This is a genomic window from Gordoniibacillus kamchatkensis, from assembly GCF_000829455.1.
In the GTDB taxonomy this organism is placed as follows: Bacteria; Bacillota; Bacilli; order Paenibacillales; family NBRC-103111; genus Gordoniibacillus; species Gordoniibacillus kamchatkensis.
Genome location: NZ_JXAK01000024.1, coordinates 43,039 through 55,674, shown reverse-complemented (window position 1 = coordinate 55,674; position 12,636 = coordinate 43,039). Strand labels below are relative to the sequence as shown.

Genomic DNA, 12,636 nt, shown 5'->3' with positions numbered 1-12,636 from the left:
ATCCTCAGGGAACGGGAATATTTGGTTAGACCTAAACGCTCCGAGATTTCCATGTATAAAAAAAGTGCCCGAATCCACTGAATGGTTCAGACACCATATCATGATTATAAACGCGGATCGATCTCCCGCTCCTGCGCAACTTCAAACAGCAAATTGGCCGCGATCTCTTTATATGCCTCATGCTCAGGCGCAATCTCTTCAAATGGTACCGCCAGCATTCGCATCCCAAGCTGGTACTCATTGAGTGAGGTGCGAAGCTTTTGATTCACATTCTTTTGCTTGAGCAGCTTTCGGTATTTATGCGGAAACTTGTAATCATACCCGTAAATGATGGACAAATAATCGGGATTTCGCACCTTCATATAAGGCACCGTTTTTCCGTTCCACAGCTCGGGCTTAATCACAATGCCCTCCATATGGTTCTCCGTCGTAAGTTTGGAGAAGTAACGCCCCGCATTCTCTAGGCAGTCTGGTTCGGACAAGTCCATCATAAGTGCCTCATCCTCCGACAGAAAACCATACATCTCGGAAGTCTTCCATTCCGGGATTTCTTCCTTACCGTCTTCATACACAATTTTTAGAACGGCAAACGGCTTATACTCCATGGCTTCGTCTTCCGCATACAGCTCCAGCTGCCTTCTGTACGTCTGATAAGACTCCACGTGCTCAGTTAGCGGGACATAAGTATCTCTGATTTCATGGACATACTTGTAGTTTTGGTACACACTGGGACCATACTTTTCACTTAAAGCGGACTTCGCGGTATGATGCTGGTCTTTTTCAAAACCGCTCGCCCATATTCGGCAATGAGCTTACTAAAGACTTCCTCAAAACCGTTTTGCTTCAGGAACGTAAGCTCTGTCTCCAACGCTTTTTCAATGGGCTTGAACTGTCTTTCGATCAGCCCCTCTCCCAGCGCCTTCCACGGGAGAAGCTCTCCATCCAGAATCAGCATGGCAATTTTCCGCTCTTCCATAAAGTTGCCGAATTTCTGCAGCAGCTTGCCGTAAATCTCCGTTAAATCCACGTGATTGATCTTGTAACCGTTGCGGCTGACCGCAAAGCACTGCTCCAGATCCTTATTCAAATAAACGTTGCATCTCGAGCCCATATATTTGGGCTGCAGGACGACTTGTTGAACACCGCGTTCCCTGAAATATTCGAGACCGCGTTTCAACGATTCCAGTTCATTCGTCTCTTCATTCTTGTCAGCTGGTGACATCGTACCTGAGATGAAGTTGATTTTATTTCGCGAGCAATAATGGAGTCTGCGAATGTCATCCTCGCCAAGGTCTTGAACGGAAACCTTACGTTCCACTTTGAATAAGGTTTGCAGTTCCTCGGTGATCACCGATTGGCGGGACTTCCGGGACTTCATAAACGGTTTATACGAGATACTGACGGAGGTCAACATGTTGCCATGTACGCTTCCCGTGTCGATATGAATCTTATTACCGATCCGGAAAGACTGCTTGGCCGTGACGTGCCCGAACACGTGGTATGGATGATTTTTGATCGCTTCCTCCTGCAAAAAAGCAAGCTGCCCCTCCAGCGGCGCTTCCCGATCGATTCGAAAATTCCTTTGATGCCGGACAGAATTCGTATCCAGCTTGCCGATGTATTTATTCCGGCACGGGGCGTGAGTGACAAAGAAGGACGGCCCCCTGGCACCTACATACCGATAAAATGGCTTCGAAATCGAGACCAGGTGCTGGAATTTCCCCAGCAGTTCCGAATCGTTCAATAATACCTATGTCGAGTCAAAATACGTATGGAGCAGCTCCTGATCAACGCCACCAATTTCACCTTTGATATACTTATCGACGAAATTCTCGTGATTTCCAAGTACGAAGTAAAAAATGCTCCCGGTTATCGTACAGAAACTCAACGATGTCCTTCGTTTGCTTACCTTTGTCAATCCAGTCTCCAACCAAAACCAGCTTGGTTTGCTTCAGCTTATCGCACACAACCAGCTTTCCCGCTTCGATCTTGTATCCGTGGTCAAGCAGCAGCCCCTTCAAATCGTCCACACATTCATGAACGTCGCCAATGATGATGTACTGCTGTTCTTGAGGGAGAATCGTCGCCAAGTATGCATCCAAATCTTCAAAGATGATTTGGTACTCCGGATTCGCCCTTCTCTCTTCGGCCACATAAAAGTCTTTAGCACGCACTTTATGAATCTTACCGTATCCCTCGCGGGGCAGCGAACCGAGAACCTCTTTTTTCAGCCGGTTAATGTGGTTCGTGATCAGCTTCTTCGAACGCTCCGACGCGTAGTAATCTTCCCGCTTCCGGTAATCGAAGACGATGACCTCGAGATTGTAATTGTTTTGAAACGCAATCTCCTTCACCTTTGCCCGAAAATCCTCGGACAACCCGGTTGTATCAACGACCACAAACTCCGCATTGACCGGAAAAGACGTCACCATCTTCAGTCTTTCAAACAGCAGGTGAAAAGCTTGCTCGCTAGACTCGAGCATCACCTGATCATACTTGTCGTATTCATATCCAAGTACCTCTTGGCGGATCTGGTCAGAGGACAAATATTGGATGTTGGCCCTGACATTACGGCTGGTATCCTCAAAACGCAGCCCCGGAATCAGCACTTCCTTGGCAAACGTCGTTTTACCGCATTCCGTAGACCCGACCAGCATGAAAATCGTGTGGACCCTCGTTTGAATCTCCATATGTCAGGCCCCCCTTTTCTTAAGAATGACGCCCTACGTAGTTTGGATATTGTTGACGCCGTCTCCGACAGCAACAAATTCAGCATGCAGATTCGTTTCCTTAATCACATCGCGCATCCATTGTTTAAAAGATTCTTCGCCCATCTCCCACTTGTGGTCGTCATGCCGGAAATCGCTCAGCTCGTAGTAGCGGTTAAAGTCGGCGTTGGGCGTTGTAATGATGAAGTTGTCAAAATCGACATGCGCACAGATTTGATGAATCAGCTGCTTGGCCTCGTCCTGACTCATATGTTCAATGACCTCTGTCAAAATCACATCAACCTGCTCCCCATTGTAGCTTTCAAGGAACTGATCGATCGATGTGAATGTAACGATGTTATCGATCTCTCTTGCCTCCGCTTTACGTTGCACTTTCTCCAACAGCTCTTCATTGATGTCGACCGCATAGTAGCTGCCCTCGATTTTTCCGGCAAAAGGAAGTGCATAAACCCTTCTCCGCACCCCACATCCAAGATCGACTTATCAAAAGCTAACGCGCTACCGATATAATTTCTCCGCTGGAGAGCCGTACCTCCGTAGGCGAATTGAATATCATAGCGGTCCGTCTTCTCGAGCTCCGCTTTGTATTTTTGGAACCGGTCCCTCGTAGACAGGAAATTCCGCACAAAGAGGCTGCGAATATAAAACGGTGCATCAATCACATTCATGCTCTTGATGTACTTATCCAGAATGCTGTCCGAGATATCGATATATTCGTTTCCGAACATCGAGAGGAACAAGCATAATACACTTACGGCATGAAGCAGCTGGTACAGACTCTTCTGTGTCGTAATGGTAAGAGAATAGCTCTTATGAGCTTGGTGGGTAATTTCGAAAGTGAAATCCTTTAAGTGCTTCTCGAAAAACTCGATGTACCGAACCAGCTCGATATGTATCATATTGATGAAAAACGTATGCTCGTAGCCTTCAACGTCCCGATCGTCTTGCGCCTTAAGCGGCGCAGAGAAAAATTCGTTAATCGCATTCAGCGAAAATAAGGGCGTGTTGTATCTCGATACGTTCAGATATTCGAAGTTCTCATTTTCGTGCTGCTTATAGGAAATCTCATTGTCCGCATCTTTAAAATACACATTAAAAGTCTGCTGATCCGTGTACCAGCCGTACGCCATACCCCTGCGGATTGAGCGAAGCATCATGCCGGAGTTCGGATTTTTCTTGATCAAAAACGAAAACTGCGGATTAGTGGATCTAACTTGGACGATTGCCATCTCAATCTACTCCTAAAATTACAATTTGGGAACCTTATGAGATACCTTTATCGGCACCACTACATGTCCATACTTTAGAAAGAGATCATCGAGGAAAGATGTCGAATAGGTACAGACTGCTCTACCACTGAGCTATTCCGCTCATCAGCGAAAGTTGGATTCGAACCAACGACACGTCGCTTACCAGGCGAAGTAACCCGTTCATGCGCCTCGATGATCTCGGCCTTACCATTAGGCGATTGCCTTCTGATCGTATTTTCGCTTACTTATAAGAAAACGAACAGGGTGAAAGTATTACGAGGTGGGAAAACTAACCTATCTAATAAATGAATTTAATCTTTTAACATTAAAGCCGTCTCGTAGAAAGTAATATTTTACTACTAAAGGCAGCAGAAGAGTCGATGTAGATTTCAAAAATCTCCCCAACGAACCCGTATGAATCTCACATCAAACTCTTATAAACTTAGGTCTATTTCTATGTTCAATTTTTATCCCAAATGAAAAGGATTGTCTCTTTAAAACATATCATTTCATGTAACTTACAGACTTAAATCCATTACAAATGATCTAACATTAACTCCTTGTTTAGACAAAATTGCAGCCTGATCTTTCAAAATAACCTTGGCATCTTCAAGTCCACATGATGGAATTGCAGAATTACGATTATCAGTTGCATCCCAACTCGAACTTGCAAACCAACCAGTCAAATATAAGCCGTTCTTACACTTGCCCTCTTTAAGATATCTATTTACTAATTGTGTCTCCATAGCTTGAAAAAGTTCTCGATGCCAATTTCCTTTAACCTCGATAATAACTGTAATTATCTCAAGAGATTCTCTTACACCGCCTGATAATACTGCATTAACATGAATATCTGTTCGCTCCCCAGGCAACGATCCAGCACTTCTTCGTATTTCGACTTCTCGGTTAACAATGATCCCCCTACCTTGAAGATCTTCTACTAGGTGTTGCTTTACATAGTCGGAAAATTCATTTTCAGTTCTAGGCCTATATTTTCGTCTATCGATTTCATTCCAAAGCCACATGACTTCCGGTGTAATTCCGTGCAGTTTTTGCTCAAGCCTGTTAAGAGATTCAACTAGCACCTCCAATAATTGTTCCTCACTTTGAACAAGCCTGCTATTTCTATTCCCTATTAACTGGATAATTTCTATAGGGAGAAGTGGAGACCAAGTATTTCGACGAGTGACTCCTTGTGCCTCTATCAGTGTCCACTTTAACCACGGAAGTTCTGGAAGTTCTGAGATTAACCGATCAATCTGGTTGCAAGATTCTAATGTCCCTTTGTTAGTCAAATAGCGTAAAATCCCATCCCTTAAATCAGCTACTTCTTCCCGAGGTCCAACAAAATGGGCCATCTCTTCATCATCATGATTCGGGTCTTCTTTATGAGGGAATCTCTGTACCAACCAGATATAAAAATCGGCAAGCGCTGTCTCAGGCAAGTCTTGGAATAATTTGCTTCCTTCGAATCCGCTTGAAAAAGAAAAAACAATGTCTTGGACAAAATCAGGATAAGCTTCTTTAAGTGGCCAAATAGTTTCCCAGCCAACTCTTCCGGAGTTATTCAGCAGCACAACAGCAGCAATCATAGCTTTCTTTCGAAAATCTTCATCACCTAAGAATTGATGCGCAATTAGAGATTTGGCATATTCCTCTGCTCCATCAACTTGATTTTTTAATAGTTCATCAAGTAAGCACTTCATAGATTCCGGCATTAGCCCTTGATTCTTTAACTTATTTAAGACCACTTCTCCTAGTCTAGCATCCCAGCATTCTTTCATAGACTTAATTATAAATACATTAGAATGCAGCTCGTTTTCTTTATCTATAAGTTGTAATAAATGTGAAATTACTCTATCAGGTGTGTTGTTATAGGCTAACTTAACTAATTGATTACGTATCAATTCTTCTTCACGTTCTGACGATACCCATTGTGTTAAGATAACCGGAGACCAGTTTTCCCAATGGGGTGAAGTCAGCGATAGTAAAAACCTAAAGTCTTGTTCGTAAACCATCCTTAGAGCCCTATATCCAGCCATAGCTGGTCTATGAAGAGTGTTTGTACCAAACCAGTCAGTAGCATCAATATTTTTCTCCACTAAATATTTTCGTGCAGCAGATAACATACGCTCTTCATCGCAAATACTTACCTTACTCCAATTGGGTAGTGATTTTATATTAGGCTCAAATTCTTCCACGCGCCTATTTTCTTCTTTAATTCCTAAATCCCAATTTAAACGCCACCAAGCATCTAAATCCCCAGCTTCGAATTCATTTAAACGCAAGCCTATTCTTTCATCAATAGATGGGTGAATAGGAGGATACTCTTTTCTCGGCTCCAGCCATTTTACCCTTCGCATGTAACTATCTTTGAGCTCGCGAGCCTGTTCAGAATCTATCGGAATACTAATAAAAAACTGTCCACATTGTTCAGCCAGCATTTCGTTGTTCTGAATGGCACTATAAACAAGTTCCACATCTTCAGGATTAGAGTCATTAAACGTATATTTTATCAAAACAGCCCACTTATGTTTAAATTTTGGTACAGACTCTCTCTGTAGATGTTCAATCATCCATGATAAATCCTCGGATTTAATAAAACAGTAAAATACAGATGCATTAAACACTTCTTCATATTCGCAAGTTGTATACATTAACGAAGATAGGATTGCTCGGCGCGTATTTTTATCCAGAATCAAATCAGTAATATAATTAAAGGTATCATGATGAACTAATCTTACTCGTATAACATCAGTGAAAGCTTTGAGAACTAAAGGTTCACCTAAATACCCGCCTGCCTTGTTCATGATTCCATAAATTAAATCATCAATTTGATGATCAAAATGGTAATTATCAGCATGCTTTAAAACCCATCGTAGTGCAGCTGGTAAGTCTCTAACTTGTAACTTATCGACAATTTCATAGTTCAAAAACATTCTGTACAGTCCGGTGAAATTTCTACGATTAGGAATAGTTAGCAGCGAAAATAGTTCTTCTCCAGATAAATACTGAGGCCACAATGTGCGGAGTGATGCACCTTTTAGTTCATCATCAGCATCTTCTCCTGACTCGGACTTTGCTAACGGAAGCATCTTCCTTTTAGTTTGTTCATCTGCCAATTCACAAAGTGCGTAAGCTGCTTGAACTCGAACTTGATACTCCTCATCCTTATTTAATGCTACCTCAAGTAAATCATCCTGCAGTACACCTAGTTTACATGCTCTTGCTATTCGAATGGCGGCACGCCGCGCCACATAACTATGTTGCTTATCAGATACATATGGTTTAATTTGTTTATCAAGAAATGGGTTATACAATTTATAGAAATATTCATCGAAATCCCAGTCCTTAATTCTTTCCGCGCTATATAACTCCATCAGACCATTAACCAAAGACTTTCTATCTTCAACATCTACACTTGCCACGTCACTTCGAAGAAGTACCTGCGGATCACACTTGATGATGTGACGGAACACTTCTATATTCATTGTTGCCATCCAAGCTGAAACTTCTTGAAGTTGCGGAATTATCTTTCGTTCTGAATCAAGAGGATGCTCAATAATGCTCATAATTTGCACCGGAGATAGTTCATTTTGAGTGATGTATAACGCTGCCAAAAACTCCGCATACGTTTGATGGGCCCATCCGAAACGATTCAAACCTCTTGAAGAAAATAGGCCTGTCGATAGGGTTTCATCAATCTCAGATTCGGGAATTATTAATGATACATCTCTTTGACGCGGATGCTCGCCCGAAATATCTCTTAGGGTGATATCCTCCTCAGGAACATCTCCAAAATTAATTCCACGCCACACAGCGTATTTATTGGAAAAAACCATTAATGCCGCAATACGCGAAGCTACTTTCAAACGATCCTTAGCACTCAAATCCCCTATATTCCGAGATACAATTCTGCTCTCATTTGTTTCTTCACAGAGAAGCTCACAGCCTTGCAAATAAAGCTCCTTTTGTGTTGATGGAAAGTTGCCATGTCGTATATAAAGATTAAAAAGAAACTTTAGTGTGATCGGCTTAATTGCAAGTGGGGTTACTTCTTTTGCTCGTATTTCATCAATGAACCTATCAGCATCGATACCAAGCTCGACTGCAGCGCTATAAACATCCATTCTTCGTAATGGTGCCAACTCCATGATCAGAATGTTATTATTTCCCCATATCTCCATTAACTCTCGCTCAAGTAGACTTGGCCAATCGGCGGTTCGACAAGCGATTCTTAGAAAAAGATTTTTTAGGTTCGGGTTGGTTCTATATTTTTTAATTTCTTCTGCCAACAAAACTGCCACATAATCTATTCGCAATAAGCATTCATCCAAACTATCCAAAAAGAGATGTAAAATGTGCTCTCCTTTCAGACATGCTTCAAACAAAGGATTTTCAAATACGTTTTGGATTAACCGCGCTTCTGTTCCATAGGAACGAAGGTCAATCCTGAGAGTAGGGGTTTCTTCCGAATTAATAACATTTCGTAAAGCCTCTGTTTTACCTATACCTGGTTCTCCTAATAATATTAAGCAAGGAATCCCTGCTATTTTATCGAAAGGAACAACATGTTTATTAATTATATGTCCATACTCAGATTCAGGATTGTACAGGTAGCCATCATCGGATAAATTAATTGTACCTGTTCGAGGACACCAGAATCTCTTCCAAGAAAAAGTTATATCGTTCAATAGAGGCACCTCCGTGATATAATACTAGTTCGCTGAAAAAGAGAGGGTTACTTGCTTAAATGCCTAAGTAGTCACGAAAAACCATGTAGTTGTCTAAATCTATAAAGTCGTTTGCAAAACTCCTATATCCAGGTCCTAAATGAGTAGTAACCCCTTCAATACGCTGGTTAAATAGCTCACGATATCTAATGTAAGTTCCAAAATGACTTAATTCATCACCTGATACTGAAAAAACGGAACCATATAGGTCCAAACGATTTTCAAGAAAACCCATAAAAAAATCTATATTATAATTGTGCATGCATTTTAATAGTATCTGTTCTAAAGAAAATATATCAATCGACCAAGGTTCCTTTATTACACCTTCTTTTTTTAGCATTAAATGAATATCTGTACCGAGATTTAGGTAAGGAGTCAGAGTTACGGCTATGCTTCTAATTGAAGTAACTTTGATTGCTGATAAGTCTATAACTAATTCTCTTTTTTCTCTATTACGAGAATTGTAAAACTTCGCAGTACCCTTATTCATGTGTATAGCAATTCTTTCAGACTGTTCATAGGCCTTTTGCAATGAAGGCTTAAAGTTTCGCTGTAATCTTGTTTCTGATTTCTCTTTGTTAATAAAAGGTTCCTTTAACTTAGTTGCTTTACATTCAATGGATAGAAGATATCCGTTATATAAAACAATTATATCTTGGTCATCTCCGTTCTCATCGAACAAATTTTTATAAACGTTCTCTCCCCCAAAAAATTTACTAATAATTTCGTAAGCTCTATTTTCTAGGTAATCTCCTTTCCTTTTATCAATATACAGTTCACTGTCCTCGATAATATTAAACAAACGATCTAAAATATAATGATTTCTTGGTAGTAAGATCTTCTCATGATATTTTATTCCAAAATAACTTCTGTACTTTTTATATATATTTGTTGGATACTCAAAGGAAATTACATCTTGTTGATGCACATTAAAGAACATCGCATCAATAAATATGTTTGCCGGAATATCGAATTTATTTAATAACATACGAATGCAATCTGTAGTAAAATGTGTTCGTACCTTATTGCTGATTGGTGTATCAGATCGTATATCAACAAAACAGTGGCTGTCTGTTATTTCTTGCCACCTTTTTTGCATCCTTAACATTAAAGATTTTTTACATGCTCTTTCGTAATTCAGCACTATTAAGAGGCCTCTGATAATCTGATCTCCGGATAATTCAACCATATTAAAATAATGTTCAAGTATGTCAACGTGTTTATAGAAAAAATCCAAGTATTGCCTTATAGAAATATCAGGGAAGTTAAAGTGAAAATTCATATACATATTTGAAGCCATGTCTTCATGCAAATGATTTGAACTTGCTCCTGTAGTTGCCACGTTGTAGTGACAGTAATAAATATCTTCTAGCAGATCTACTAAATGGTTAAAAGAAGAATCATAGTCATTAATTCTGTTCACACCGTTGTATGCGTTTTCAGCATACATGAACGGTAAGTGAACCATTAATTTAGGTGAAATCTTATATCCACTAGAGGTAGCTGCTTCATGATTTAAACGTATGTAGGAGTAACCAATAAGTCGAAATACATCTTCTATTTTAAACTGCCTAAGAAAGTTTAATAAGTCAACACTACATTTTTCGATAGTATAATTTTCTGGATGCAACAATGGTTCCATTGACAAAATAAGTTCCCCCTTATTACTTGAACGACATCGTATTTGTCGGCGTCGTTCAACTCAATAATGATTTTGTGCAGTAAATATTTGAACATCCTGATCGGGCCAACTGCATTATCCAGAAAGTATTCTTGCTTTAGGTACTCCTCCACTAAGGACAAACCAATGAGTGATTGATTTGTCCCAACATATTAGCTTTAGCAACATGTTATATAATTCAATATGTGTACTTATTTTTTATTGCAGTTATTGAATCAATTGGCTCACCTGCTCCTCGTGATGGTTTCATTATACAAGAAAAAGGTACTACCTCCTCATTTTTTGAGGGGTGTACCTTTCCTACATCACAGTATTAACATTAAATTTATTAAACCTAACCTACCGAATTCGTCAACAATCAGTCAACTCTACTATTTTCTTGCCTCTGTTTCACTACTTCGTTCCACCTGTACTACTCCCCAAACCCGCTCCACTACTGCATTCTCAACCCTCTGTACCATTCCTCACCAACAAAGCCACCGATTCTACGTGTGTTGTTCTCGGAATAGGAAGGCACTTTCCCCCTTTCACTTCGCAAGGGCTTTTTTTGCTTATGCATCTTGCTTTGAATGCTGTTATGAAAGCCGGTTTTATAAACGAAGGTTAGTTTGTATGGCTCGGGACTTTCCTGATTGGGGTTCTCCCCAATAATCACTTTATCGACAATGCTTTCAAACACGTTCCGGTCGAATGCGGTCAGAACCTCATTCGTATGAAGCACTTTGCGAAAATGTTCAAGCCGTTTTCCCAAATCAATTTCTTCCTGCGCGGATTGCTCCAACTGTTCCCTTTCTTCGAGAAATTTAGTAAGCGAAGTATCGAGCTCCGCATACTTCTGTTCGTAAGTAGCCCTGTCTATTTTCTCATCCAGGCACAAATCAATCAGTTTGCAACGTTTTTGCTCCGTAGCCTGAATATCGCTGATAATTTTGTTCAGTCGCTTTTGATTATTCTGGTCGCTAAACACGGACTCCATTCTTTTCATAAGCTCATCCAGCACATCCGAATTGTTACGGCACACCAATTTGTACGATTCGACAAAAGCACCCTCAATCAGCTTTTCCTCCAAAGCTTTGCTGTGAGAGCAGTATTTCTTCCCTTTCTTCGTGGCTGTCACGCACTGCCAAATCACCTTTTCATGCGGGGTTCCGCTGTGCCAGTTCCGCCGCGAGAGGTTGCTTCCGCAGAAAGCACATTCCAACTTACTGCTGAAAGCCAAATTTCCTGCTGTACTTGTCCCGCTTGCCTTTCGCGCCGCGGCGGCGATTCTCGCCTCTTCGATGCAATATGTCCTGCGCCTTTTCAAAAACTTCCTCGCTGACAATCGGCTCGTGATGATTTTTGACATAAAACTGATCTTCCTCGCCGTAATTGTCCAATCTTCTCTTGGAAATTGGATCGACGGTAAATGTCTTTCCTTGCAACAAATCGCCTTTGTACTTCTCATTCTTTATGATACCAAGAACGGTTGTGTCCTGCCATTCGACTCTTCCGTACTTGGTTTTATGTCCCGCCTCAGTCAGTTCCTTTGCAATAACGTAAGCGCCGATCCCCGATGTATATCGTTCAAAAATATAGCGGACGATTTCGGCTTCTTCTTGATTAACGGTTATCTTTTTCGTATTCACATCGTAATCGTATCCCAAACAACTTTGAAAGCCCACCAGTTCGCCGCGCTTCATTTTCATTTTCAAACCTTTTTTCACGTTGGCGGAGATGTTCTCCACTTCCTGCTGCGCTACAGAACTTAGAATGACAAGCAACAATTCGCCGTCCATGGTCAGCGTATTGATATTTTCGTCTTCAAAAAATACGGCGATGTTCTTTTCCTTCAACATTCGGACGTATTTCAACGTATCCAGCGTGTTTCTTGCAAACCTGGAGATAGACTTCGTGATGATCATATCAATTTTCCCATCCATACAATCGTTAATCATGCGTTGAAAATCCTCGCGCTTCGTTACCTGTGTACCGGTTATGGCTTCATCCGCATAAATATCGACCAGCACCCAGTCGCTGCGTTTGCTTACGAGATCGGTATAATAGGCGACTTGCGATTTGTAGCTGTTCAATTGCTCCTCAGTGTCGGTACTTACGCGGGCATAAGGGGCGACGCGAAGAACATCCGATAACTTTCCGGCGTTGCGATCCGATATTTTCCGACTTGCTTTAATCACTTGCACTTCAAGAGCCATGATGTTGTCCTCCATTCTTATTTACTTGCCATCAGTTTAATAAGAGAT

At 41.1% G+C, this 12,636-nt stretch carries 4 protein-coding genes, 1 tRNA gene and 2 pseudogenes; all 7 read right to left on the bottom strand.

Annotation, left to right across the window (positions count from 1 at the left end; genetic code table 11):
• Positions 1 to 104 precede the first annotated feature (104 nt).
• Positions 105 to 2,690 (bottom strand): annotated as a pseudogene (locus tag SD70_RS14875) (metallophosphoesterase).
• A gap of 33 nt (positions 2,691 to 2,723) precedes the next feature.
• Positions 2,724 to 3,958, bottom strand: a pseudogene (locus SD70_RS14870) (class I SAM-dependent methyltransferase).
• Between the two features lie 145 nt (positions 3,959 to 4,103).
• Positions 4,104 to 4,202, bottom strand: a tRNA-Thr gene (locus SD70_RS36060).
• Between the two features lie 295 nt (positions 4,203 to 4,497).
• Positions 4,498 to 8,673, bottom strand: a complete 4,176-nt coding sequence (locus SD70_RS14865) for an NACHT domain-containing protein (RefSeq protein ID WP_052487463.1) — start codon at positions 8,671 to 8,673, stop codon at positions 4,498 to 4,500.
• A gap of 55 nt (positions 8,674 to 8,728) precedes the next feature.
• On the bottom strand, positions 8,729 to 10,360 hold the full coding sequence (locus SD70_RS14860; protein WP_156158031.1) for a hypothetical protein: 1,632 nt from the start codon (positions 10,358 to 10,360) through the stop codon (positions 8,729 to 8,731).
• A gap of 466 nt (positions 10,361 to 10,826) precedes the next feature.
• A complete protein-coding gene (locus SD70_RS38095; RefSeq protein WP_231571234.1) occupies positions 10,827 to 11,594 on the bottom strand; it encodes a recombinase zinc beta ribbon domain-containing protein in 768 nt (255 codons plus the stop codon).
• A 1-nt stretch (position 11,595) separates the two neighbouring features.
• Complete coding sequence (locus SD70_RS38090) at positions 11,596 to 12,588, bottom strand: recombinase family protein (RefSeq protein ID WP_231571225.1); 993 nt, start codon at positions 12,586 to 12,588, stop codon at positions 11,596 to 11,598.
• Between the last annotated feature and the right edge of the window lie 48 nt (positions 12,589 to 12,636).